Annotated in this window: 26 protein-coding genes and 2 pseudogenes; 21 read left to right on the top strand and 7 right to left on the bottom strand. The window is 36.6% G+C overall.

Annotation, left to right across the window (positions count from 1 at the left end):
- Positions 1-136 precede the first annotated feature (136 nt).
- The gene (locus JFU23_RS11060) at positions 137-1,342 is read left to right on the top strand and encodes an argininosuccinate synthase (RefSeq protein WP_201031896.1); all 1,206 of its coding nucleotides are present in this window, start codon (positions 137-139) and stop codon (positions 1,340-1,342) included.
- Positions 1,339-2,727, top strand: coding sequence for an argininosuccinate lyase (argH, locus tag JFU23_RS11055; RefSeq protein ID WP_201031895.1), 1,389 nt, complete (start codon positions 1,339-1,341; stop codon positions 2,725-2,727). The genes JFU23_RS11060 and argH overlap by 4 nt, the downstream gene beginning before the upstream one ends.
- A 108-nt stretch (positions 2,728-2,835) precedes the next feature.
- On the opposite strand, the gene JFU23_RS11050 is transcribed toward argH, so the two are convergent.
- Complete coding sequence (locus JFU23_RS11050) at positions 2,836-3,015, bottom strand: hypothetical protein (RefSeq protein WP_002034316.1); 180 nt, start codon at positions 3,013-3,015, stop codon at positions 2,836-2,838.
- Between the two features lie 256 nt (positions 3,016-3,271).
- Here JFU23_RS11050 and JFU23_RS11045 point away from each other — a divergent pair.
- A pseudogene (locus tag JFU23_RS11045) lies at positions 3,272-3,865 on the top strand (hypothetical protein); the annotation flags it as partial.
- A gap of 41 nt (positions 3,866-3,906) precedes the next feature.
- Here JFU23_RS11045 and JFU23_RS11040 read toward each other — a convergent pair.
- Positions 3,907-4,365, bottom strand: a complete 459-nt coding sequence (locus tag JFU23_RS11040) for a universal stress protein (RefSeq protein ID WP_001066676.1) — start codon at positions 4,363-4,365, stop codon at positions 3,907-3,909.
- Between the two features lie 147 nt (positions 4,366-4,512).
- On the opposite strand from JFU23_RS11040, the gene JFU23_RS11035 reads away from it, so the two are divergent.
- From JFU23_RS11035 to JFU23_RS10995, 9 genes and pseudogenes are all read left to right on the top strand, one after another.
- Positions 4,513-5,304: an SDR family oxidoreductase gene (locus JFU23_RS11035; RefSeq protein ID WP_002034312.1), complete on the top strand. Its 792-nt coding sequence runs from the start codon at positions 4,513-4,515 to the stop codon at positions 5,302-5,304.
- A 214-nt stretch (positions 5,305-5,518) separates the two neighbouring features.
- Positions 5,519-6,652: an alanine dehydrogenase gene (gene ald / locus JFU23_RS11030; RefSeq protein WP_085312499.1), complete on the top strand. Its 1,134-nt coding sequence runs from the start codon at positions 5,519-5,521 to the stop codon at positions 6,650-6,652.
- A gap of 137 nt (positions 6,653-6,789) precedes the next feature.
- Positions 6,790-7,199: pseudogene (locus JFU23_RS11025) on the top strand (hypothetical protein).
- A gap of 45 nt (positions 7,200-7,244) precedes the next feature.
- Positions 7,245-7,577 (top strand): cupin domain-containing protein, encoded by a 333-nt coding sequence (locus JFU23_RS11020; protein WP_201031894.1) that lies wholly within the window; start codon positions 7,245-7,247, stop codon positions 7,575-7,577.
- Positions 7,574-8,362, top strand: coding sequence for a GNAT family N-acetyltransferase (locus JFU23_RS11015; RefSeq protein ID WP_201031893.1), 789 nt, complete (start codon positions 7,574-7,576; stop codon positions 8,360-8,362). The genes JFU23_RS11020 and JFU23_RS11015 overlap by 4 nt, the downstream gene beginning before the upstream one ends.
- Positions 8,363-8,364: 2 nt before the next feature.
- Positions 8,365-8,709, top strand: a complete 345-nt coding sequence (locus JFU23_RS11010; RefSeq protein WP_201031892.1) for a DUF6176 family protein — start codon at positions 8,365-8,367, stop codon at positions 8,707-8,709.
- 124 nt (positions 8,710-8,833) lie between these two features.
- The gene (locus JFU23_RS11005; RefSeq protein WP_201031891.1) at positions 8,834-9,343 is read left to right on the top strand and encodes an RNA polymerase sigma factor; all 510 of its coding nucleotides are present in this window, start codon (positions 8,834-8,836) and stop codon (positions 9,341-9,343) included.
- The gene (locus tag JFU23_RS11000; protein ID WP_201031890.1) at positions 9,324-10,337 is read left to right on the top strand and encodes an anti sigma factor C-terminal domain-containing protein; all 1,014 of its coding nucleotides are present in this window, start codon (positions 9,324-9,326) and stop codon (positions 10,335-10,337) included. Before JFU23_RS11005 ends, JFU23_RS11000 begins: the two co-directional genes overlap by 20 nt.
- A 63-nt stretch (positions 10,338-10,400) precedes the next feature.
- Positions 10,401-10,607 (top strand): hypothetical protein, encoded by a 207-nt coding sequence (locus JFU23_RS10995; RefSeq protein ID WP_002088956.1) that lies wholly within the window; start codon positions 10,401-10,403, stop codon positions 10,605-10,607.
- 45 nt (positions 10,608-10,652) lie between these two features.
- Here the strand turns inward: JFU23_RS10995 and pepQ are convergent, their stop codons facing one another.
- Entirely contained in the window at positions 10,653-11,750 is a 1,098-nt protein-coding gene (gene pepQ, locus JFU23_RS10990; RefSeq protein ID WP_201031889.1) for a Xaa-Pro dipeptidase, read from the bottom strand.
- Between the two features lie 149 nt (positions 11,751-11,899).
- On the opposite strand from pepQ, the gene JFU23_RS10985 reads away from it, so the two are divergent.
- The gene (locus tag JFU23_RS10985) at positions 11,900-12,583 is read left to right on the top strand and encodes a metal-dependent hydrolase (RefSeq protein WP_002088954.1); all 684 of its coding nucleotides are present in this window, start codon (positions 11,900-11,902) and stop codon (positions 12,581-12,583) included.
- Positions 12,584-12,623: 40 nt separating this feature from the next.
- On the opposite strand, the gene JFU23_RS10980 is transcribed toward JFU23_RS10985, so the two are convergent.
- Positions 12,624-12,782: a hypothetical protein gene (locus JFU23_RS10980; protein ID WP_002088953.1), complete on the bottom strand. Its 159-nt coding sequence runs from the start codon at positions 12,780-12,782 to the stop codon at positions 12,624-12,626.
- Between the two features lie 247 nt (positions 12,783-13,029).
- Here JFU23_RS10980 and JFU23_RS10975 point away from each other — a divergent pair, with 247 nt between their 5' ends.
- Positions 13,030-14,343, top strand: a complete 1,314-nt coding sequence (locus tag JFU23_RS10975) for a DRTGG domain-containing protein (protein ID WP_002034295.1) — start codon at positions 13,030-13,032, stop codon at positions 14,341-14,343.
- A 211-nt stretch (positions 14,344-14,554) separates the two neighbouring features.
- Positions 14,555-14,818: a DUF3949 domain-containing protein gene (locus tag JFU23_RS10970; RefSeq protein ID WP_002034294.1), complete on the top strand. Its 264-nt coding sequence runs from the start codon at positions 14,555-14,557 to the stop codon at positions 14,816-14,818.
- 8 nt (positions 14,819-14,826) lie between these two features.
- On the opposite strand, the gene JFU23_RS10965 is transcribed toward JFU23_RS10970, so the two are convergent.
- Positions 14,827-15,132: a YtpI family protein gene (locus tag JFU23_RS10965; protein ID WP_061673945.1), complete on the bottom strand. Its 306-nt coding sequence runs from the start codon at positions 15,130-15,132 to the stop codon at positions 14,827-14,829.
- Positions 15,133-15,447: 315 nt separating this feature from the next.
- Here JFU23_RS10965 and JFU23_RS10960 point away from each other — a divergent pair, with 315 nt between their 5' ends.
- Positions 15,448-16,380 (top strand): DHH family phosphoesterase, encoded by a 933-nt coding sequence (locus JFU23_RS10960; protein ID WP_002167586.1) that lies wholly within the window; start codon positions 15,448-15,450, stop codon positions 16,378-16,380.
- A 52-nt stretch (positions 16,381-16,432) separates the two neighbouring features.
- Here the strand turns inward: JFU23_RS10960 and ytrI are convergent, their stop codons facing one another.
- Together ytrI and JFU23_RS10950 are read right to left on the bottom strand one after the other, a co-directional pair.
- Positions 16,433-16,936, bottom strand: coding sequence for a sporulation membrane protein YtrI (ytrI, locus tag JFU23_RS10955; protein ID WP_002190855.1), 504 nt, complete (start codon positions 16,934-16,936; stop codon positions 16,433-16,435).
- Entirely contained in the window at positions 16,933-17,346 is a 414-nt protein-coding gene (locus JFU23_RS10950; RefSeq protein ID WP_002015507.1) for a YtrH family sporulation protein, read from the bottom strand. Before JFU23_RS10950 ends, ytrI begins: the two co-directional genes overlap by 4 nt.
- 42 nt (positions 17,347-17,388) lie before the next feature.
- Between JFU23_RS10950 and dnaE the strand changes: the two genes are divergently transcribed.
- The 5 genes from dnaE to accA all read left to right on the top strand — a co-directional run bounded on the left by dnaE (position 17,389) and on the right by accA (position 24,739).
- Positions 17,389-20,721: a DNA polymerase III subunit alpha gene (gene dnaE / locus JFU23_RS10945; RefSeq protein WP_201031888.1), complete on the top strand. Its 3,333-nt coding sequence runs from the start codon at positions 17,389-17,391 to the stop codon at positions 20,719-20,721.
- A 133-nt stretch (positions 20,722-20,854) separates the two neighbouring features.
- Positions 20,855-22,063, top strand: a complete 1,209-nt coding sequence (gene ystJ, locus JFU23_RS10940; RefSeq protein ID WP_161793975.1) for an NADP-dependent malic enzyme — start codon at positions 20,855-20,857, stop codon at positions 22,061-22,063.
- 14 nt (positions 22,064-22,077) lie between these two features.
- On the top strand, positions 22,078-22,722 hold the full coding sequence (locus tag JFU23_RS10935; RefSeq protein ID WP_002015502.1) for a FadR/GntR family transcriptional regulator: 645 nt from the start codon (positions 22,078-22,080) through the stop codon (positions 22,720-22,722).
- 185 nt (positions 22,723-22,907) lie between these two features.
- Entirely contained in the window at positions 22,908-23,777 is an 870-nt protein-coding gene (gene accD / locus JFU23_RS10930; protein ID WP_002015500.1) for an acetyl-CoA carboxylase, carboxyltransferase subunit beta, read from the top strand.
- Complete coding sequence (gene accA / locus JFU23_RS10925) at positions 23,765-24,739, top strand: acetyl-CoA carboxylase carboxyl transferase subunit alpha (RefSeq protein ID WP_000818787.1); 975 nt, start codon at positions 23,765-23,767, stop codon at positions 24,737-24,739. The genes accD and accA overlap by 13 nt, the downstream gene beginning before the upstream one ends.
- Positions 24,740-24,866 lie beyond the last annotated feature (127 nt).

The raw sequence follows: 24,866 nt of genomic DNA, 5'->3' as shown, positions 1-24,866 counted from the left end.
ACATAAAAAAAGAAAGAAGTTCGACGAAATTGTTTGAAAAAATTTTATAAATTCCCCTTGATTCATTTTATGAAAGGTGATAAAGTTTGGATTATTATAAGAAAAGATGAATATTTATTCTTTAGGGGGATGCAAAATGGAGAAGAAAAAAGTTGTATTAGCATATTCCGGAGGTCTTGATACTTCCGTTGCAATTAAATGGTTACAAGAGAAGAATTATGATATTATCGCGCTTTGCTTAGATCTAGGGGAAGGTAAAGACTTAGCGTTTGTAAAAGAAAAAGCACTTTCAGTAGGTGCAATTAAATCATATATGATTGATGTTCAAGAAGAATATGCGAATGAATATGCATTGATAGCGATGCAAGCTCACACGTTATACGAAGGGAAATATCCGCTTGTCTCTGCATTATCTCGTCCGCTTATTGCAAAAAAATTAGTAGAAATTGCAGAGCAGGAAGGCGCAAGTGCAGTTGCACATGGATGTACAGGGAAAGGGAATGACCAAGTTCGTTTTGAAGTTTCTATTCAAGCGTTGAATCCATATTTAGAAGTTATTGCGCCCGTACGTGAATGGAAATGGTCACGTGAAGAAGAAATTGCATATGCAAAAGAAAATGATATACCGATTCCAATTAATTTAGATAGCCCGTTTTCAATCGATCAAAACTTATGGGGACGCAGCAACGAATGTGGAATTTTAGAAGATCCATGGGCAGCGCCGCCAGAAGAAGCATACGAGATGACATTAGCATTAGAAGATACACCGAATAAACCAGAGTTTGTAGAAATCGGATTTGAAGCAGGAGTACCGACGACTTTAAACGGCACTGCATATTCACTTTCAGAACTAATTAAAACGTTAAATGCCTTAGCTGGCAAACATGGCGTTGGACGTATCGATCATGTAGAAAATCGCCTTGTCGGTATTAAATCTCGTGAAGTATATGAATGCCCAGCAGCAATGACATTAATAACAGCGCATAAAGAACTTGAAGATTTAACACTTGTGAAAGAGGTTGCTCATTTCAAACCGATGATTGAGCAAAAACTAACAGAATTAATTTATAACGGTTTATGGTTCTCACCTTTAAAACAAGCGCTCAATGCTTTCTTACAAGAAACGCAAAAAAATGTAACAGGTACAGTACGTGTGAAATTATTTAAAGGTCATGCGATTGTAGAAGGGCGTAAATCTGAGTACTCTTTATACGATGAAAAATTAGCAACGTATACTGTCCAGGATGAATTTAATCATGATGCAGCAGTTGGATTCATTTCATTATTCGGTTTACCTACGAAAGTATACAGTCAAGTGAATCAAAAGAAGGTGGAAGCGTGAGCAAACTTTGGGGCGGACGTTTTACAGAAGAAGCGGAAGCGTGGGTTGAAGAGTTTGGAGCATCCATCTCCTTTGATCAACAATTAGTAAATCAAGATATAAAAGGGAGTATCGCACACGTAACGATGTTAGCAAAGCAAGGCATTGTTACGAAAGAAGAAGCAGAGAAAATAAAGATAGGGCTTCAATATTTACTAGAGGAAGCGAAAGAAAATAAATTGAATTTCTCAGTTGAGGCTGAGGACATTCATTTAAATATTGAAAAGATGTTAATTGAAAGAATCGGTGAAGTAGGAGGGAAACTTCATACAGGCCGAAGCCGTAACGATCAAGTAGCGACAGATATGCACTTGTATTTAAAAGGAAAAGTAGAAGATATTATAAAAGCTACAAAACAATTGCAAACTGTTCTTGTTCATCAAGCGGAAAATAATATTGAAACAATTATGCCTGGCTATACGCACTTGCAACGTGCACAGCCGATTTCATTTGCGCATCATATTCTTGCTTACTTTTGGATGTTAGAGCGCGATGTGAATCGTTATGAAGATTCGTTAAAGCGTATTAACATTTCACCATTAGGAGCTGGAGCACTAGCTGGTACAACATTCCCGATTGACCGAGAATATAGTGCGGAGCTTCTTGGATTTAATGGAATCTATGAAAATAGTTTAGATGCGGTAAGTGATCGTGATTTCATACTGGAGTTTTTAAGTAACTCATCTATGCTCATGATGCACTTATCACGCTTTTGCGAAGAACTTATTTTATGGAGTAGCCAAGAGTTTCAATTTATTGAAATGAGCGATCAATACGCAACAGGAAGCAGTATTATGCCGCAGAAGAAAAATCCGGATATGGCGGAACTTATTCGTGGTAAAACGGGCAGAGTATATGGTAATTTATTCAGTTTACTTACAGTAATGAAAGGATTGCCGCTCGCTTACAATAAAGACTTACAAGAAGATAAAGAAGGAATGTTTGATACAGTGAAAACAGTTGAAGGATGCCTTCATATTATGGCAGGCATGCTTGAAACGATGACTGTAAACAAAGAAAAAATGGGGCAAGCTGTGACGCAAGACTTCTCTAACGCAACAGAAATTGCCGACTATTTAGCAAGCAAGGGACTGCCGTTCCGTCAAGCTCATGAAATTGTTGGGAAACTAGTTCTTCATTGTACGCAAAAAGGAATCTATTTATTAGATGTACCACTTGAAACGTATAAAGAAATGAGTCCGTTATTTGAAGGAGATTTATATGAAGTTCTTTCACCTTATGCAGCTGTAAAGCGCCGTAACAGTGCTGGTGGGACAGGGTTTGAGCAAATTGAAAAAGCTTTGGAGAAAGCGAAGGGGTTAGCAATAGAGTTTGTTAGAAGTTAAATGATATATGATATAGAAGGTAAGGTGCTTTTTTAGAAAGTACCTTACCTTTTTGTATGGATTTAATTAAGCCTAGAACAATATGTTCTAGGCTTAAAGCTTCATTGATTAATCATACTTGTGTCGATCTTCTGTAATTCGAATGTATTCAATATCCATTAAATCTCTAAGTAATGCACCGTGACTTAGTTCAACACCATGTTTTTCTTTAAAATGCTCGCGAATCGTATTTAACATTTCGAGTTCTGTACCGTTCACATCTAAAATAATACGTTCATAATCATCCATGTAGCATCCTCCTTTTCTAAACACATATATTTTGTCCGTCTATTTCTAAAAAATGTATGCTAACCTAATGTTAGGAAATGAGAAAGGAATGGAAGGTGAGACGTATTTATCCCGCATTAACGGGCGTAAGACCCCCACCTCAAAATTCAGCGAAAGCAAAGAAGTTAGTTGGGGGATCAACTGCCCGTAAAAGCCCGATTGGTTCAACTAATAATCAGTGGGGGATGAACAAAACCCCCGCTGATTAAAGTTTCACTTTATCTTTACTCTATTTGTAGTAGATTGCTGTATTTCTGTATGGCTTTCTAGAAAAAAGAAAGTACAAGAAGTAAAAGATAAAAAAGAAATAGAACGGAAAAAGAGAAAACGTTCATTTTGGATGACAACGTATTGTTTTTCTTTAGTGATTGCTGCTGCATTTTTTAGCGAGCATATTCCACTAGACAGATTGGATATTGAATTTTGGGCAATCGTATTTGCATGTTATTTTTTCATGCACTTTCTTCCTTATATGAAAGAAAGGCGAGGAGAAGAGGAAGATCTGATTGAAGAAGAAGTGAGAGAACAAGAGAGTAAGAGAATAGAAGAAGACATAAAGAAACTTGGCGAACAAAAGTGGTATTTAAAATCAAAAATTATATATGTTCTTTGCTTCATTACGCCGCCAATCGGTTATGTGTATGTTTTCTTACTTCGTAAAAAAATGACAGAAGATGCAAAGCAAACGTACTTAACTGTTGCCACGATAATGATGGCGCTATGGTCTTTGAAATTCCTTCCGCCGTATGTGTTGACAGGTACCGTTGTTGTTGTGGCTTGTCTTGTATTTATAGTGAAGTTTGTGAAATGAAAAACACCAAGCCCATGTGGACTTGGTGTTTCAATTATAAATTAAAGATCACCTTGCTCCTCATCACCACGAACAACAAGGACATCGCATTTCGCATAGCGAATAATATGTTCAGAGACGCTACCAATTAGGAAACGTTCTACAGCATTTAAACCAGTTGCACCACACATAATTAAATCCACTTTATGGTTTGGAGCGATTTCTTTTGAAATTTTAGATTTAGGATTACCAAATTCTAATACAGTTTCTACTTTTTCAAGACCAGCTTCAAGCGCAGTTTTTTTGTAGTCTTCTAATAAGTCTTCTGCAAATAGATTTGCACGTTCAGCAATTGCGCGGCTATAAGCCTCTACTGCTGAGTATGCTTTTACATCAACGATATGAGCAATTGTTAATGTTGCGTTGTTTCGTTTTGCAACTTGAATTGCTTTTTTAAAGGCTTTTTCTGCTTCTTTAGAACCGTCCACCGCAATTAAAATATTTGTATATGTATTATTCATAGTAAATTCCTCCCAATCATTTTTATTACCGTTTACAACTTTATTATAAAACAAATTTTGGTAATGTGCTTGTCGGAAACGTTACAGAATTTTGAAAACTTTGCCTTAATTCATTTTAGTTGTAATTGAGGCGAGAACTTGTTACATATGGAGTATAGCAATTTAAAAGGAGGCATGTTTGTGAGACACGCGCTCATTACAGCCGGTACGAAAGGTTTAGGAAAGCAAGTAACAGAAAAGTTATTGGCTAAAGGATATTCAGTAACAGTAACATATCATAGCGATACAAGTGCTATGGAAACAATGAAAGAAACATATAAAAATATGGAAGAACGTCTACAGTTCGTGCAAGCTGATGTCACGAAAAAGGAAGATTTACATAAAATAGTAGAAGAAGCGATGAGCCGTTTTGGCAAAATTGACTTCTTAATTAATAATGCTGGTCCTTACGTATTTGAAAGGAAAAAATTAGTCGATTACGAAGAAGACGAATGGAATGAAATGATCCAGGGTAATTTAACAGCGGTGTTTCATTTATTAAAACTTGTCGTACCGATTATGAGAAACCAGCAATTTGGCCGTATTATTAACTATGGATTTCAAGGGGCAGATAGCGCGCCTGGATGGATTTATCGTTCAGCCTTTGCAGCTGCGAAAGTCGGACTTGTTTCTTTAACGAAAACAGTCGCATACGAAGAAGCTGAATACGGTATTACTGCGAATATGGTATGTCCTGGTGATATAATTGGTGAAATGAAAGAGGCAACGATTGAAGAAGCACGAAATCTGAAAGGTAGTAACACACCCATTGGTAGATCTGGAACAGGGGAAGATATCGCAAGAACCATTTCGTTTTTATGTGAGGACGATTCTGATATGATTACTGGCACGATTATTGAAGTAACAGGCGCTGTTGATGTTATTCATAGACATCGATAGAATTAAATAAAGTGAAGTTTTGAATAATTGGACAGTTTATCCTTTATACTGAGAGGTACGGATAATACTGTCCTTTCATGTAAGATTAAACCTATCGGAAAACTTGTATTATTTTTTTGTCAAATATTGAGATATTATGTTAGAATATAAGAGTATAGAAAGCGCTTTAAAAAATGATTCAGGGGTCATTTCATAACTCAAGGGGGAACTAATAATGCGTATCGGTATTCCAACAGAAATTAAAAACAATGAAAACCGCGTGGCAATGACGCCAGCGGGAGCTGTACATTTAGTACAAAATGGTCATGAAGTTTTTGTTCAAAAAGGATCAGGTGTAGGATCAGGCTTTACAGATGAAGAATACGTACAAGCTGGTGCGAAACTTGTTGAAACTGCTGAAGAAGCATGGAATCAAGATATGGTTATGAAGGTAAAAGAGCCAGTTGAAAGTGAATACGGTTATTTCCGCGAAGGTTTAATTTTATTCACATACTTACACTTAGCTCCAGAGCCAGAATTAACGAAAGCATTAATTGATAACAAAGTGGTATCAATTGCATACGAAACAGTACAATTAGACAATCGTTCTTTACCATTACTTGCACCTATGAGTGAAGTAGCTGGTCGTATGTCTGCGCAAATCGGTGCACAGTTCCTTGAGAAAAACAAAGGTGGTAAAGGTATTTTACTTGCAGGTGTTCCAGGGGTGAAACGCGGTAAAGTAACAATTATCGGCGGTGGTCAAGCTGGTACAAACGCAGCGAAAATTGCAGTAGGTTTAGGTGCAGATGTAACAATCATCGACTTAAGTGCAGAACGTCTTCGTCAATTAGATGACATTTTCGGAAACCAAGTAAAAACGTTAATGTCTAACCCGTATAACATTGCAGAAGCTGTAAGAGAATCTGATCTTGTAATCGGTGCAGTATTAATCCCAGGTGCAAAAGCGCCAAAACTTGTAACAGAAGAAATGATTCAATCAATGGAACCAGGTTCTGTCGTTGTAGATATCGCGATTGACCAAGGTGGTATTTTCGAAACAACTGACCGTATTACAACTCACGACAACCCAACTTATGAGAAACATGGTGTTGTTCATTATGCAGTTGCAAATATGCCAGGTGCGGTTCCACGTACATCAACTCTTGCATTAACAAACGTAACAGTACCATATGCAGTACAAATTGCTAACAAAGGCTATAAAGATGCTTGCTTAGGCAACACTGCATTATTAAAAGGTATTAACACATTAGATGGCTATGTAACATTCGAAGCAGTTGCAGAAGCTCACGGCTTACAATATGCAGATGCAAAAGAGCTTCTTGAAAAAGCTCCTGCTTTATCATAATAGAGATACATTTGAGACCTTCCTTTATGAGGAGGGTCTTTTTTCAGGGAATAATATGTAAAAAATTGTTACTTGTTGATGTTAATGGGTATTTATTGTGATAATTTAGAATTATACAATAAAAAAGAGGGGATTCAATGGGGAGCAAAAATAAGAAGAAAAAGCAAGCTAAAAGACAAAAATATATAAAGAAAAAACAGGAACAGAACATTCCAACTTCAAAAAAATAGTCATTATGATAGAAAAAACGTTTCGGTATGTTTGTATGGTTCTGTATGTGATTTTGTGTATGGGTTCATTTGGGGTGCTTTACAGTTTTGGAATAACCCCGAATATTATTGAGAGTATTTTAGAGTTTATACTTGCCGTAATAGAATTAGTTTTATTCGTTATATTCTTTGATACAGTATGGCCTAGTCATGAAAGTAAGAGAGATAGGAAAAGAAAAAAGAGAAAAAAATCTTCATACGCTTCAAGTTCGTCAAGTGGATTAGGTGACTACAGTAGCAACGATTGTAGTAGCTCAAGTGATGGTGGAGGAGATTAAATTGGTTATTTCAAAAAAACGAATAGTGAAAGGATGGGACGAAATATGGAAACTGTGAACTTAATAGAACTAACAAAAGATATTCAAAATCAACATAAAAACTTCGTCGTTTCAAATATAAATAGTCATTGCTTACGAATTGCTGTATTTACGGGTGAATATGATTGGCACTATCATTCTAATTCGGATGAATTATTTATTGTGCTAGAGGGAGAACTACTTATCGATTTTGAAGATGGAGAGACGGCGGTTTTAAAGCCAAATGATTCTATCTTAATTCCAGCATGCACGATCCATAGAACGAGAGCATTCAAGAGAACGGTAAATCTTTGTTTTGAAAATATAGAGGCTGATACGATTAAAGTGGAGCAATTATGAAAAAATTATCTGTAGCCCAGTATAGAAAAATCCTTCCGATTTTAGAAGGTCATACAAGGACAACAACATTTGCTCATGCGGTATGTGATCAAATGATAGATGGTGAAGTTTTTGCAAACGAGAAGTTAACAGCAGGACTAATTCGTACAGCTAATGGTATCTATTATTTATTTGGTGATACGGATGATCAAAATTATAACGAAGATTTATTTTCGTATTTAAAAACGGCTATTGGAAAAACAAAGAAGAGATTTACATTCTGCACTTCTAGTGAAGAATGGGAAATGATGATTGAAGAGCGTTTTAGTAATGTGCTTCGGAAAATCCCACGAATGAAATTTCAAAGAGTAACCTTTGAAGAGAGAAAGCGAGATTGTAACAAAAATACATATGAAGTGAAGCATATTGATAGAAGAGATATAGAAAGAAGCAGTGAATTTACAGAGGAGTACTACAAAGAATATTGGGGATCAAAAGAAACGTTTTTGAACGGTGGTTTTGGATTTTGTATAGAACAAGATGGGATAATTGTAGCTGAATGTGTTTCGATATTTAGCGGGAATGGATTTGCTGAAATTGATATTGTAACGCATGAAGCGTATCAAGGGAAAGGGTTAGCTCACGCTGTCGCAACACGTTTCATTGAGCATTGCATGCAAAATGATATTATACCGTGCTGGGATTGTTATGTAGACAATATTCCTTCGCAAAAATTAGCTAGTAAATTAAGTTTTCATAATCCAATAGAATATAGTTTGTTTGTACGTAAGAGAACGGGGGAATAAAAATGAATGTGGAGTTAACGAGATTTAAAGTGAAACAAGGTAAAAGTCATCGGGTAGATGAATGGATGCAGCTTCTTAATGGCAATATGAAAGAAGTGCTTTTGACATTAAACGACGAGAAAATGTATGTAGAGACAATTTTCCGGGAAATAAGAGATGGAGAAGAGTACTTATATTGGTATTCTGTGCAAGGAGAAGGCGGTACTCTTGTCGAAAATTCTCATCATGAAATTGATAAAAAGCATGTAGCGTTTTGGTATGAGTGTATTGATGAAGAAGCACCGTCTGTTGATATGAAAAAAGAAGTTGTTATGATTCAAGATGTTGTGAAGGAAGCGATGAAATAATAGAATAGTATTTTGGGGAGAAGCACATCAAAATAGATGTGCTTTTTATTGTGGAAAATTTTTTTAAGAAAAGCTGTATACATTTTGTGCTCTCAAACGTTGAGTATATAGAAAGGAGAGCAGAATGAGCCATGATACGTTTGAAACATTATTAATAGAGAAATCAAAAGCTGTGTTTGGATACTTAGTTAAGATTGGAGCAGATAGAAAAGAAGCGGAAGATATTGTGCAAGATACGTTGTATAAGGCTTTATTGCTTATGGAGGAAATACCGTTAGAGCATTTAACACCGTGGCTATTTAGAGTTGCGATCAATCAGCACCGAGATTTACACCGAAAAGAAAAAAGACTAAATCCAATTGCGATTGAATCGGTCGTTCTTATTGGTCAAAAGTCATTAGATGAAGTGCTTTTAACAAGTGAACTGCAAGGAGAAGTACAAGAAATACTGGAGACGATGACGGAGGATTATCGTCATATTTTACTGTTGAAATATGAATATGAACTATCTTATAAGGAAATTGCCATTTTATTAAGTATGAAAGAAGAAACAGTGAAAACAAGTTTGTACCGTGCAAGAAATCAATTTAAAAAATTGTATAGGAGGAGAAATGATGAGTCGGAAGGACTTTGATTTGAATATGGATGATAAGCAGATGAAGACTTTGATGAAGAGAGCGAAGAGGAAGCAGCTTTGGCGAAACTGGCTTATTTCTATTTGTGCGTCCATTATTGTTATAGTAAGTTTGTTTTTGGGAGCAGCGTATTTTTCTCAGCAAACGTTTAGAAAAATGGAAAGAGAAATGAATGCACTACATAAGGTTCAAGGCCCTAATATTCGTTTTAGCGGAAGCATGTATTTAAGTCTCGGTATGACAGGAAGTACAGTAATATACAACTCTTATAAAAATATAGTCGGTCAACCAGTAAAATGGATAAATGATATATATGAATCAGGTATCTGGGGTTATAGTATGAAGCACTATAATGGTGAACTTGTTAGTTTAGATGAAGAGAAAAGGGGGGGAGGGGCTGTTACCATACCAGATTATAATGTACAAACAATGCAAAGAGAAATGAGGTTTTATTTACCTTTCGTTACTTATAAAAATTATGTGGATGATCTGAAAAATATTGGGGATTTGCAAAATAAAGTTGCAGAAGTAGCCTTATCTTTTGATAAATCTTATACAGCTGAACAAATTACTGAGATGCTTCCCAAAAGTGTACAGCCAGTTTGGTTTTGGGTAGATACATATAATGAAAAGAAAAGCGATTTTTATGTAGGGTTAAAAGATCCTAAAGATGGTGCGATATTAAATGCGGAAATGGCAAAAAATGTTTTTGGATTTGAAGGAAGTTATTCAAAAGTGAAAGAAGATATGAAAAACGATATAACAATAAACTCAAAAGAATTTCTATACCAAATGAAGTATTTAGCAAAAAATAGTGAAGGTATACCAAGTGATTATTTTGAACAATATTATAAAGAAATAAAAAATACGAAACCAAAAGACATACCAATATACGGTGTAGTCGTAACAGGGAAAACAGAGGATTTACAAGGTTTACAAGGAGTACCATATATTAAAGCGGCTGTTAGAGGTGTAACAGTGGAGAAATATTAATTACGGTTAATTAATGTGAATAATCAGAAAATTTATGTTATAATATGGGAAAAGGAGGTTTATATGAGGCAAATACATGGAGCAATTTATATTTACATAACAATGTTTTTCGTGGCGATATCCTATGGATTAGGGCACGTGTATTCGCATCCTATACTAACTTTTTTAAGCGGAGCATGTATGGCGTTTGCGCTTCTTGTCCATCTTTTCTCAGTTTGGATCGTGAAATTTCAAATAAATATTAGTGAGATAGAAGAAGGCACTTTTTAAAGGGCCTTTTTTAATAAAAAGGTAGCGATCACGCTACCTTTTTTATTATTTCACAAATTGTAATTCTTTCGGGAATTTCGTTAAGATTTCTGATCCGTCTTTTGTGATGTAAATATCATCTTCAATACGAACGCCGCCTACGTTTGGTACGTAAATACCTGGCTCGATTGTGAAGACCATACCTTCTTTTAATAGAGACTCATTGCCTTCTTTTACATCTGGATATTCGTGTACGCTAATTCCAAGTCCGTGACCAAGTCGGTGTGGGAAGAAGTCTCCATAACCTGCATCTGCGATAACAGAGCGAGCGGCGTTGTCAATTGCACCAAATGTAACGCCTGGTTTACATGCTTCAACTGCTTGTAGTTGTCCAGCAAGTACAGTGTTGTAAATGCGAGTTTGTTCTTCAGAAATATCACCAAATGCTACTGTACGCGTAATATCAGAGCAATAACCTTCAATGATTACACCTAAATCAAATAGTACGAAATCGCCGCGTTTCATTTTGTTTGCACCTGGAATACCGTGTGGAAGAGCAGAGTTTGCGCCTGCTAATACCATCGTATCGAATGACATTTTATGGATGCCTTTTGTTTTTAATTCATGCTCAATAATTGCTAATACTTCTAGCTCACTACGATTTTCTTTAATTGCATTTACACCAATTTCAACAGCATAATCTGCCATTTTAGCCGCTTCACGCAAAATAGAAAGTTCTTTTTCGTCTTTAATTAAGCGAAGTTCGCGAACTTTCTCTTCAGCTGATTTGAAAGCTGCATTTGGGAATAACTTCGTTAATTCTTCGTAACGTTCTACGTTTAAATGTTCTTTTTCAATTGCAACTGCATTTGCATCAATACCACGATCTTTAATTGCTTTTGCAATCATATCCCATGGTCTGTCCGTATCAGTAAATCCAATAATCTCATGTGCCCAGCCAGCGTTACGTGCTTGGCCTTCTTCCATTTTAGGACAAATTAAAATAGGCTCTTTTTCTTGGAATACAAACATACCAAGTAGTCTTTCATGTGGTTCACAGTGGAAGTTTGTCATGTAGAAGACGTTCGGTGTAGAAGTTAAGAACGCAGCTTCTACGTTTTTTTCTTTTAGCCATTGCATTAAATTTTCTAATCTAGCATTCATCGATTGGCACCCCCGAGATATTTAATTACAAATATAACTTTACATCGGAGGAAAGCGTTATGACAAGTAAATCGATGTTAGAAAAGACAGGGAATTGAGAAATCATGTAGAATAAAAAGTGAGAATGTGAATAGGGGAGGAATGTAATGATGAAAGTATCGTATCACGGGCATTCAGTTGTAAAGATTGAAACGAATGGAAAAGTTATTTTAATTGACCCATTTTTAACGGGAAATCCGAAAACAGATTTAAAGGCTGAAGATGTAAAAGTTGATGCGATTATTTTATCGCACGGACACGGTGATCATGTTGGGGATACAGTAGCGTTAGCAAAGAACAATAATGCGGTCGTTGTGGCACCGTTTGAATTAGCGACATTTTTAGGATGGCAAGGTGTAAATACACATCCAATGCATATTGGTGGTTCACATGAATTTGACTTTGGAAAGGTGAAATTTACTCAAGCATTCCACGGCTCTAGTTATATTGATGAAGAAAATAAGACGATTACATATACAGGTATGCCAGCTGGTATTTTGTTTACAGCAGAGGAGAAAACGGTATATCATGCAGGGGATACTGCTTTATTCTCTGATATGAAGTTAATTGGAGAACTGAATAATATTGATTTAGCATTTTTACCAATTGGCGATAATTTCACAATGGGGCCAGAAGATGCTGTGTTAGCAGCAAAATGGATAGAGGCGAAAACAGTTGTACCGATGCATTACAATACGTTCCCAGTTATTGAACAAGATCCATATCAATTTGTAGGAAAGCTACAAAATTGTACAGGGAAAGTATTAGAAGCTGGAGAAAGTATTACACTATAAAAAAGAAACCCTTCATTTGAAATGACAAGTGAAGGGTTTTTTATGTGTGTAGTACAGTTTTTAAAGTCTGTATTTGTTTAGCTGATTCTTCTCGTTTTGTACGTGGCTGTTCGGGTGTTTCATTCAACTCCATTGCAACTTTTTTTCCATCTACGAAAGCTAAAAATACAGCACCTACAACCTCTAAAAATTTTTTCATAGTGTATTCGCTCCTTTGTTTCATTTCTTGTCTTAATTGTATATTGAAGCGTCTGGACAAACTATCGAACGAGATGACAATACCATTACATTGTTGTAATAGAATGACTGGTGGAATGTAAGGGGTATTTTGTTATAAAAAAAATGGTACAGGCATATAAAGAGAGAGTGTAACAGTTTTGAAAATATAGTATACTGAAAATACAACACATGAAGAATTTAGGGAAAAGAAAGTATGGTGAAACCATTTGGCTACCAAACATAATCAAATTTTAGAACATATTAATAGCCTGCCGGTAGGGCATAAAATTTCTGTGAGGCAAATTGCGAAAGATTTGAGTGTAAGTGAAGGGACAGCTTACCGTGCAATTAAAGACGCAGAAAATAAAGGATATGTTAGTACAATTGAGCGTGTCGGAACAATTCGAATTGAACAAAAGAAGAAAGAGAATATCGAAAAACTGACATATGCAGAAGTCGTTAACATTGTCGATGGCCAAGTACTTGGGGGCAGAGAAGGACTACATAAAACGTTAAATAAATTCGTTATTGGGGCTATGAAATTAGAAGCGATGATGCGCTATACAGAAGCGGGGAACTTACTTATTATCGGTAACCGTACGAACGCACATCAATTAGCATTAGAGACAGGGGCTGCTGTATTAATTACAGGTGGATTTGATACAGAAGAGCATGTGAAAAAGTTAGCAGATGAATTGAAATTGCCAATTATTTCGAGTAGTTATGATACATTTACGGTCGCAACGTTAATTAACCGTGCAATTTATGATCAACTTATTAAGAAAGAAATTGTACTAGTTGAAGATATTTTAACACCAATTGAAGAAACACTATATTTAAAGCCTAGTGACATAGTGCAGAAATGGCATGAGTACAATGAAGAGACGATGCATGGACGTTATCCAATTGTGGATGAAAATAAAAAGGTGTTAGGTATCGTAACTTCGAAAGATATGATTGGTGTTGCGAAAGAAACACCGATTGATAAAGTTATGACGAAACACCCTATTACGGTAAATGGAAAAATGTCTGTCGCAGCTGCAGCACGTATGATGGTGTGGGAAGGTATTGAATTACTTCCTGTTGTGGAGGATGGAAATAAATTGCAAGGTATCATTAGTCGTCAAGATGTACTTCAGGCGCTGCAAATGATTCAGCGTCAACCACAAGTTGGTGAAACGATTGATGATATTGTAACGAACCAATTTATGACGCCGAAAGAAGCAAAAAATGAGCATTTATATCAATTTTCAGTGACACCACAAATGACGAATTCAATCGGGACGTTATCTTACGGTGTATTCACAACAATTGTGACAGAAGCAACAAACCGCGTCATTCGTGCGCAGAAGAAGAGCGATTCAATTGTTGAGAACTTAACAATTTATTTCGTAAAACCGGTTCAAATTGATAATGTTGTATCGGTTCATCCGAAAGTATTAGAAATTGGGCGTAAATTTGGTAAGGTTGATGTAGAAGTACATCATGAAGGTAATGTTGTCGGGAAAGCATTACTTATGGTGCAGTTAATCGATAAATAAAAAGGTGGAACAAATCGCTTTGGTTTGTTCCATCTTTTTTGTTTTATTGGGTTTGGAAGCTATTGTTAAAGATGTGGAAGAGTTTTAGCGGGAAATATATATAAGGAGAGATGAATGTATAATTAGAAAAAACAGAATATTAATTCACTTAGATTGTATACTATGATATAATTAGATTGTAAGATAATGGATGTCGGAAGGGGGATGCAATATGTCATCAGAATTACTCTTTTTTGGTGGTATCGCACTCTTTTATTTCCTTGTGATGATACCAATTCAATACTTATACTTACAAGGATTAAATGAAAAAAAGAAACGAACAGGATTATCTCAGCAAGAACTATACAAACAGATGTCTTTTGGAGAAGAACAATTACATTTTCACGTGCAAGGTAATCCCTTTAATATACCATCTGCGTTTGTTGCATATATGATTTTGAAAGTGAAGGGACGTAAAAAAGCATCACAATGTTGATGCTTTTTTTACGTTGTTTTATAAGATTCGGCTTCTTTGACTGCTAATGGTAGAAAGTGTTTATATTGGCGGAATCCATTAAATGTACTCGCGCTGCCAAGTAAAATAAACAAAACACCAACGATAATGCGTGCAGTTGAAAGTTCTAAAAAGAATTGGTTTATCCCAAAGAATAGGACGAATAAGCCGAGTGACATTGCGGATTTTCCTGAGAGCCAACCTTTCTCCATTGGACGGTTTGTACGAAAGAATTTTGTTTTATAGAAGAGGTACAACACAAATGAGATGATAATACAAAAGACGAATACTGGCATAATACACGCTCCCATCGATTGGTATAAAAATAACAATTTAGAAAAAAGAAAAATCTAAACTTTCTAACTTTTATTATAAAGCAATTGTTCGCATGTATGAAATGTTTTCCGTTATAATGGGGGATAAAGTGAAACTTTAATTAGTGTGGGGAGATCCCACGTACTAATTAAAAGCCCTCACCAATCGGGCTTTTACGTGCATCCAGGCTCCAAATTAATTTTGCCCCATTGGTTTTAATACTTTTGAGGTGGGAGTCTTACTACACGTTAATGCGGGATAAAATGAAGAAGTTGAATAAAAAGGAGATTATACATATGCATGAGCAAATTTTAGGAGCAATTAAAGAGTTTGATACAATTATTATTCATCGTCATGTACGTCCGGATCCAGATGCGTTAGGTTCTCAGTGCGGACTTGGTACAATTCTGCAAGAATCGTTTCCAGAGAAAAATATTTATATGGTTGGGTATAACGAGCCTTCTTTATCATTTTTACGAGTAATGGATGATATTGAAGATAGTGTATATGAAGATGCACTTGTTATCGTTTGTGATACAGCGAACCAAGAGCGTGTTTGTGATCAGCGTTATGCAAAAGGAAAGATGTTAATTAAAATTGATCATCATCCGAATGAAGACCCGTACGGAGATATTACATGGGTGGATACGACAGCAAGTTCTACAAGTGAAATGATTTATGAATTTTACAGTTATGGAAAAGATAAAGGATTAACGATTTCAAAGGAAGCAGCTCGCCTTATTTTAGCGGGTATTGTTGGAGATACAGGTCGTTTCTTATTCCCAAATACAACAGCGAAAACACTTCGTTACGTAAGTGAGCTCGTTGACATGGATGTGAAATTCACAGATTTATACAATGAAATGTATAAGACAAAAGAAAAAATCGCTCGTTTAAATGGTTATATTTTACAAAACTTCACAATGGTAGAAGAAGGCGCAGCGTACATTAAATTAACGAAAGAGGTACTAGAAGAGTTTGATGTACTTTCTACTGAAGCATCTGGTGTTGTCGGAGCACTTGGTAATATTGATGGATTAAAGGCATGGGTTCTATTTTTAGAGGAAGATGATGTTATTCGTGTTCGTCTTCGTTCAAAAGGACCAGTTATTAATAAGTTAGCAATGCAATATAATGGCGGAGGACATCCGATGGCTTCTGGTGCAAAAGCATCTTCTTGGGAAGAAGCAGATCGCCTGTTTGCTGATTTACGTGAGCTGTGTAGATAAAAATTGTATGTTGAACGAAAGAGAAGGAGGGGCACTGAAGCCCTCCTTTTTTTTATTTTTCTTTCTCTATATCAATACTAATTTCAAGTACGGTATCAAAAGAGACTGTGTCTACTTTAAAGCGGTATATACGATCGTAATGTTTGTACGTTTTATTTTCGATGACTTTTTTGAGCAGGTCTTTATTTTTTGCGATGCTTTGAATGTTTTTCGTTAAAAGATGCTGGAGATCATTATGGATAGAAGTGGTCATGTTTTCAAGTGTAAGATTGTCTAAATTATATTTTTTTCGATTTATAATTTTTATTTTGATTTCTTGAATTGTTAAGAGCCGTTTATTTTCTGTGTTCAATTTCTCTTGGTCTTCGAGAAGGACGTGGAGTTTTGCTTCTTGTTTTTCGATAATTTCTTTTTGTTCTGCTATTTTACTAGTTTGTTCTTCTTGAAAAACACCGTATATGTACAAAAAAACAAACCAGCTCAACACTCCTCCAACAGCAGCGCCAGCTAAAACTAAATACCACCTTTTGGCTGTATTGGCGCTGGGTACTCTCATACATGTTCCTGTGTAAGCCATTTAATAATAATAAGACCAGTTTGCATACCGCCAGTTGCAAAAAAAATAAGGAGAATTTGTTTTACGATATCTTTCATATCTCCGCCAAAGAAGCTTCTTTCAAAGCTATAAAAGGTATCGAACGTTCCGCCAATTGCTGCAACGAGTGCCCAAATTCTTAAATTTTGGGCGAATTGATTAATATAAGTTAGAGTTGGTTTTCCGATGAGAAATGCACCAAATCCGCCAATTAATGAACCACCAAGTATAACTCCAAAGGCAATAAAATAACTAATAATAAGCAGAGAGAAAAAAGTATGTTCTCTTACATCCATCGTCATTCCCCTTTCTTCTTCATATATATGGACAAAGTATGAGAAGTATGTTTTGATTTCCGCTTTCCTCATCACCTATAATAAAAGTAGTCACATAGGTAAAGAGAGGGTACAACAGTGAAGTTTGTGCATTTACAATGTCAAACCGTTTTTAGTTTATTAAAAAGTGCTTGTAAAATTGATGAGCTTGTCATTCGGGCGAAAGAGCTTGGATTTTCATCGCTGGCCATTACAGATGAAAATGTTATGTATGGAGTTATTCCGTTTTATAAAGCATGCAAGAAAAATGGTATACAGCCTATTATCGGCTTAACAGCTTCTATTTTTAGTGAAGAAGAAGAAAGGTCTTATCCACTCGTCTTACTTGCTGAGAATGAAATAGGCTATCAAAATTTATTAAAGATCTCTAGCAGCATTATGACGAAGTCAAAAGAAGGTATCCCGAAGAAGTGGCTTGCTCATTATGCGAAAGGGTTAATTGCAATTTCACCAGGGAAAGACGGAGAGATTGAACAGCTATTATTAGAAGACAAAGAGAGTCAGGCTGAAGAAGTAGCTCATACGTATCAAAATATGTTCAGCAATTTTTATATAAGTTTGCAGCATCATGCAATTCAAGATGAACTGCTTTTACAAGAAAAACTGCCTGAATTTATTAATAAGGTAAACGTTCCAGTCGTTGCAACAAATGATGTTCGCTATATTAATCAAAGTGACGCACTTGTTCATGAATGTTTATTATCTGTTGAAGGCGGAACGAAAATGACTGATCCAGATAGACCGAGAATGAAAACGGATCAGTATTATTTAAAGTCATCGGATGAAATGGGAGCATTATTTTCTCATGCTGAGGAAGCGGTTCAAAATACAATAACAATCGCGGAACGTTGCCAAGTAGAAATTCCTTTCCATGTAAATCAATTACCGAAATTTCCTGTTCCATCTAACGAGACGAATGATACGTATTTGCGCCGTGTTTGTGAAGAAGGCTTGCAGAAACGCTATGGTACGCCGAAAGAAGCGCATATAGGACGTTTGGATCATGAATTAAATGTTATTTCTCGTATGGGATTTAGCGATTATTTCCTCATCGTATGGGACTTTATGAAATATGCACATGAAAATCATATTTTAACTGGGCCAGGCCGTGGATCGGCAGCTGGTTCACTCGTTTCTTACGTATTGGAAATTACAGATATTGATCCGATTGAATATGAATTATTATTTGAAAGGTTTTTAAACCCTGAACGTGTGACACTTCCAGATATTGATATTGATTTTCCAGATATAAGACGTGATGAGATGATTCGATATGTGAAAGATAAATATGGTCAGCTTCGTGTTGCTCAAATTGTAACGTTCGGAACTCTTGCAGCGAAAGCCGCAATTAGAGACATTGCTCGTGTAATGGGGCTCCTGCCAAGAGATATTGACATATTTTCAAAACTTATCCCATCAAAGCTTGGTATAACGTTAAGAGATGCATATGAGGAATCGCAATCGCTCCGTGAGTTTATACAAGGGAATCTGTTACATGAGCGTGTGTTTGAAATTGCAAAACGTGTAGAGGGATTACCGCGTCATACGTCTATTCATGCAGCTGGCGTTATTATGAGCCAAGAACCGTTAACGGGAAGTGTAGCGATTCAAGAAGGGCATAACGATGTTTATGTTACGCAATATCCAGCTGATGCATTAGAAGAACTTGGATTGCTCAAGATGGACTTTTTAGGCTTACGTAATTTAACGTTACTTGAAAATATTATAAAATTTATTGTTGAAAAAACTGGGAAACAAATTGATATAAGAAATTTACCTCTGCAAGATGAAAAGACGTTTCAATTGTTAGGAAGAGGGGATACAACAGGTGTATTCCAGCTTGAATCAGGTGGTATGCGAAATGTACTTCGTGGGTTAAAACCGAATGGATTTGAAGACATAGTCGCTGTTAACTCGTTATACAGACCAGGGCCGATGGAACAAATTCCAACCTTTATTGAATCGAAGCATGGGAAAAGACAAATTGAATATTTACATCCGGATTTAAAGCCGATTTTAGAAAGAACATACGGCGTAATTGTATACCAAGAACAAATTATGCAAATCGCATCGAAGTTAGCTGGATTTTCGCTTGGAGAAGCGGATTTGCTGCGCCGTGCAGTGAGTAAAAAGAATCGTGATATTTTAGATCAAGAACGTAAGCATTTTGTTCAAGGTTGTTTGGAAAACGGATACGATGAGACATCTTCAGAACGAATTTATGATTTAATTGTAAGATTTGCGAATTACGGTTTTAACCGAAGTCACGCTGTAGCTTACAGTATGATCGGATATCAGCTTGCATATTTAAAAGCAAATTATACGCTGGAATTTATGACTGCGTTATTATCAAGTGCAATTGGAAATGAAGATAAGATTGTGCAGTATGTACGAGAAACGAAGCGGAAAGGTTTTCACGTTTTACCGCCGTCTCTTCAGAGAAGTGGTTACAATTTCCAAATAGAAGGGAATGCGATTCGATATAGTTTACTTTCGATTCGGAATATCGGAATGGCTACCGTGACGGCATTACTCGAAGAACGAGAGGAAAAAATGTTCGAAGATTTATTTGAGTTTTGTCTTCGTATGCCATCAAAATTTGTAACAGAGCGAAATTTAGAAGCGTTTGTCTGGTCTGGTTGTTTTGACGGTTTTGGTGTTTCGAGGACGACGTTATGGAGAAGTCTTAAAGGAGCGTTGGAGTATGCAAATCTTGCACGTGATTTTGATTTAGGGGATGCTGTTCCGAAATCAAAATACGTACAAGGAGAAGAGCTATCCTTTATTGAACAGTTAAATAAAGAGAAGGAAGCACTCGGTTTTTATTTATCTAGCTATCCGACAGCGCAGTATGCGGAGCTAGGAAAAGAATTAGAAATTCCATCTCTTGCTCAGGCGATGCGACATAAGAAAAAAGTACAAAGAGCGATCGTATATATAACAAGTGTGAAAGTCATTCGTACGAAAAAGTTGCAAAAGATGGCGTTTATTACATTCTGTGATCAAAATGATGAAATGGAAGCCGTTATTTTTCCAGAAACGTATATACATTTTTCAGACAGGTTACAAGAAGGTGCAATCGTTTTAGTTGATGGTACGATCGAGCAAAGAAATCATAAGTTGCAATGGATCGTGAATGGACTATATCCGCTAGAAGAAATGGATGTTTATGAAGGGATGAAAGAAGCGTCTGTTTACGTGAAATTGCCGTCTCAATATGAAAAAAAGCTTGTAAATCAAGTTACGAAAATATTGTTTGATTATTCAGGTTTTACGAAAGTACTAATTTATTATGAAAAGGAACATAAAATGGTACAATTATCTCGAAGTTTATCGATTCATCCAAGTGAAGAATGTCTAGGAGCACTTCGTGAAATTGTCGGTGACGAAAATGTCGTTGTGAAAATATAATGGACAATCTCCCTACACTTCGATTATTATAGTAGTAGTGTTCGTGGTCAGACCACTTGGAGAAATTGATATCAGCAAGCATAATTTGAGGAGAGTGGATAGTTTGTCAACACTTCGTGAAGAAGCACTTCACATGCATAAAGTGCATCAAGGAAAATTAGAAACTGTATCAAAAGTAAAAGTAGAAAATGCAAAAGATTTAAGTCTTGCATATTCTCCAGGGGTTGCAGAGCCTTGTAAAGAAATTTATGACGATAAAAGTAAGGTATATGAATATACAATGAAGGGAAATATGGTAGCAGTTGTGACAGATGGAACGGCTGTACTTGGTCTTGGTAACATTGGACCTGAAGCATCTCTTCCAGTAATGGAAGGTAAAGCTGTATTATTCAAGAGCTTTGCTGGTGTAGATGCATTCCCGATTGCCTTAAATACAAACGATGTAGATAAAATTGTTGAAACTGTAAAATTAATGGAGCCAACTTTTGGCGGTGTAAACTTAGAAGATATCGCAGCGCCAAACTGCTTCGTTATTGAAGAACGTTTGAAAAAAGAGACAAACATTCCAATATTCCATGATGATCAACACGGAACAGCTATCGTAACAGTAGCAGGCCTTGTGAACGCGCTGAAGTTAGTTGGAAAGAAAATGTCTGACATTAAAGTTGTCGCAAATGGTGCAGGTGCAGCAGGTATTGCAATCATTAAACTTTTATACCGCTATGGTGTACGTGACGTTATTATGTGTGACCGTAAAGGTGCAATCTATGAAGGTCGTCCTGTCGGTATGAATCCGGTGAAAGATGAAGTTGCAAAATATACAAATAAGAGTCGTATAGAAGGTTCTTTAGCTGACGTTTTACAAGGTGCGGACGTATTCATTGGTGTATCTGCAGCAGGTGCATTAACTGAAGAGATGGTTCGTACAATGAATGACGATGCAATTATTTTTGCAATGGCGAATCCGGTTCCAGAAATTATGCCAGAATTGGCAAAAGCAGCGGGCGCAGCTGTTGTTGGAACAGGTCGTTCTGACTTCCCGAACCAAGTAAATAATGTACTAGCGTTCCCAGGGATTTTCCGCGGTGCACTTGATGTACATGCGACACAAATTAATGAGGAAATGAAGATGGCAGCTGTACAGGCCATTGCAGAGCTTGTATCAGAGGATGAGTTGAATGCAGATCATATCATTCCAGCACCATTTGACGCGCGTGTAGCGCCTCAAGTAGCGGCTTACGTTGCGAAAGCAGCAATGGAGACAGGAGTAGCTCGCCGTCAAGTAGATCCAAATGAAGTCGCTGAGAAAACAAAACAATTAGCGCTGATTGGTAAAGAATAAGCGAGGAATTTCCATTGACATCATCAAATACAAAAGTATATCTCGAAATTGTAAAAAAAATCCGTTCCATTATGGAAGAGGATTGTTTAGTAGCAGGGGATCGTTTGCCATCTGAGCGTGAGTTAAGTTCACGCTTAAATGTTGGACGTTCCTCTGTAAGAGAAGCATTACGTGCGTTAGAGCTGGTAGGATTAATTGAAACGAGACGTGGTGAGGGAACGTTTATTCGAAACTTTTACGATAACGGTCTTGTACAATTAATTGCTCCGTTCTTGCTGCAAGATGAGAAAACAATTCGTGATTTATTACAAACAAAACGATTGCTTGAGAAAGATATGATTCGACTTGTATGTAATTTACCGAAAGAAACGTTTTCTGAAGTACTAAGTAAATTACACCAAGTGCTTGAAGAAAACGAAAGCTCAATTCCGGTGCTTCATCAAACGTTCTTTAAAACACTTATTGAACAATTCGATAATTATTTACTCTATCGCATTTGGATGATCGTAAATGATTACGTTGCAACTCTTTCTTGTGAAGTTTCAGGAGATTCTATCGAAATGTATAGAAAGCTTTATGCTACTTTGGAAGTGAAACAAGAAAATGATGCATTAAAAATTTACGATGAATTAGTAGAGAATATACAGTTTCACTCGTAATGTATAAAATTTGTCGAAATGACCATGACACGTTATGACAAACATTCTACCGCATAGCGGTTAAAGTTAAACGTAAAGAGAGAGGTTATTAGACAGATTGAGAAGATAAGGCTAACATCAAACATTGGTGTTAGCCCCATTTTCTTCTTACGCTAACCTTAGCTCTCAATGAAGGGGGTCAAATTGTGCTAAGAGATTTATTCGTGAAAAAGAAAAAGTACGCTGCAATACCTTCAGAACAAGTACGAAAAGATGTACCAGATGGCGTTATGACAAAATGTCCGAAATGCAAAAAAATCATGTATACGAAAGAGCTTCTTAAAAATTTAAAAGTATGCGTGAATTGTGGATATCATCATCCGATGAATGCATGGGAACGCCTTGATAGTATATTGGACGAAGGTTCATTTCGTGAGTATGACAAAGAGATGGTTTCACTAAATCCACTTGAGTTTCCGGGATATGAAGAGAAACTAGAAAACGATCGTAAGAAGACTAAATTGAATGAAGCGGTTGTAACTGGTGAAGGAACAATTGATGACATGCTTGTTGTTGTTGCAGTAATGGATTCTCGTTTTCGAATGGGCAGCATGGGCTCTGTTGTAGGAGAGAAAATTGCCCGTGCGGTTGAAAAGGCATACGACTTACAAGTTCCATTTATTATCTTTACTGCTTCGGGTGGTGCTCGTATGCAAGAAGGGATATTAAGTTTAATGCAAATGGCAAAAACAAGCGTAGCTTTGAAAAAGCATAGTAATGCAGGAGGGTTATTTATTTCTGTTATGACTCACCCAACGACGGGCGGGGTTTCAGCGAGTTTCGCTTCACTTGGTGATTACAATCTTGCAGAGCCAGGTGCACTTATCGGATTTGCTGGTAGACGCGTAATTGAACAAACAGTGCGTGAGAAACTACCGGAAGATTTCCAAACGGCAGAATTTTTACTAGAGCACGGTCAATTAGATGCGGTGGTGCATCGTGATGATATGAGAGAATCACTCCGTAAGATTTTAGAAGTTCATCAAGGGGGGGAAATGGCTGTATGGCAGAGCTAGAATTTGAAAAACCAGTTGTTGAGCTAAGAAATAAGATTCGTGAACTGAAAGACTATACGAAAAACAGCCAGATGGACTTCAGTGAGGAGATTCGTATTTTGGAAGACAAGCTAGAAAAACTAGAGGAAGATATATACGGCAATATGAAAGTATGGGACCGTGTTCAAATTGCTCGTCATGCAGAACGACCGACAACGCTCGATTATATTGAGCACTTATTTACTAATTTTTTTGAATGTCATGGAGATCGCCTATTTGGCGACGATGCAGCGATTGTCGGCGGCATTGCGAAATATAAGGGGATGCCCGTAACTGTAATTGGGCACCAACGCGGAAAAGATACGAAAGAAAATATTCGTCGTAATTTTGGGATGCCTCATCCAGAAGGATATCGAAAAGCACTGCGTCTAATGAAACAAGCGGAAAAGTTTAATCGTCCCATTATTTGTTTCATCGATACGAAGGGAGCTTATCCTGGTAAAGCAGCTGAAGAACGTGGACAAAGTGAGGCAATTGCCCGTAATTTATTTGAAATGGCGGGTTTAACTGTACCTGTTATTTGTATCGTTATCGGTGAAGGTGGTAGCGGTGGTGCGTTAGGTCTTGGAGTAGGAGATTACATTCATATGCTGGAAAATTCCACTTATTCTGTTATTACACCAGAGGGTGCGGCGGCGATTCTTTGGAAAGATGCTGGTAAAGCAAAAGAAGCTGCAGAAGCGATGAAAATTACAGCATTAGATTTGAAAGAATTAGGTGTAATTGACGAAATTATTCCAGAGGCAAAAGGCGGAGCACATCGTAATGTTTTGAAACAATCAGAAAATATAGATTTAATGCTTAAGAAAACTTTTGAACAATTAAGCGGAATTTCGAAAGATGAATTAATCGAAAAACGTTATGAAAAATATATGAAAATTGGGCAAGTTTCGTTTTCAAACGCTTCCATTGGGATAAAATAAGAAAAGCGTGCGTTCCTCTTCGCGAATGCACGTTTTTATTATGAAAAGACACATCTTCTCCATTGTGTTTTTGTATTTTTTCGTGTTATTTTATTATAAGGCAAATAATCTTTATGAGGTGAGTACA

It is taken from the genome of Bacillus sp. TH50 (assembly GCF_016650565.1).
Lineage (GTDB): Bacteria > Bacillota > Bacilli > Bacillales > Bacillaceae_G > Bacillus_A > Bacillus_A mycoides.
Note: the sequence above shows the minus strand (reverse complement) of the source record. Positions and strands in the feature narration are given on the sequence as shown.